1 protein-coding gene and 1 pseudogene are annotated in these 407 nt (G+C 61.9%); both read right to left on the bottom strand.

What is annotated here, in order from left to right:
• A pseudogene (locus EOA32_RS37975) lies at positions 1 to 137 on the bottom strand (CDP-diacylglycerol--serine O-phosphatidyltransferase); the annotation flags it as partial.
• Between the two features lie 23 nt (positions 138 to 160).
• Positions 161 to 407 (bottom strand): phosphatidylserine decarboxylase (locus tag EOA32_RS37970; protein WP_189407765.1); only part of this gene is annotated, 247 nt, incomplete at its 5' end.

The raw sequence follows: 407 nt of genomic DNA, 5'->3' as shown, positions 1-407 counted from the left end.
GCGCAGATCGCGAGAACGGTGATCAGATTGGGCACCAGGAGGCGAAAGGGAATTTCCCTCAGGCGCGGCCCACGGCCGCTATCACTGCGGCCCTCCTGTTTTCCGTTCTGCTGCGGCTCCGAAATCGGCGTTTCCATGCGCATGCCCTTCCTGTTTATCCTTAGCCGCGACGGCTAAGGACCGGACCCTTGGCCGAGCCGAATTCGGCAAGCACGGTCTCACCGGCGATTGCCGTCTGGCCAACCGATACACGCGGCTCGAAACCTGCGGGAAGGAAGATATCGAGGCGCGAACCGAAACGGATAAGGCCGAAACGCTCACCGGCATCAACAGGTTCATTCGGCTTCACCCAGCAGACGATGCGGCGGGCGACCATGCCGGCGATCTGCACCACACCTACCTTGCCA

This window comes from Mesorhizobium sp. M1A.F.Ca.ET.072.01.1.1, from assembly GCF_004023325.1.
Classification (GTDB): Bacteria; Pseudomonadota; Alphaproteobacteria; order Rhizobiales; family Rhizobiaceae; genus Mesorhizobium.
This window is presented reverse-complemented; position numbering and strand designations above follow the sequence as displayed.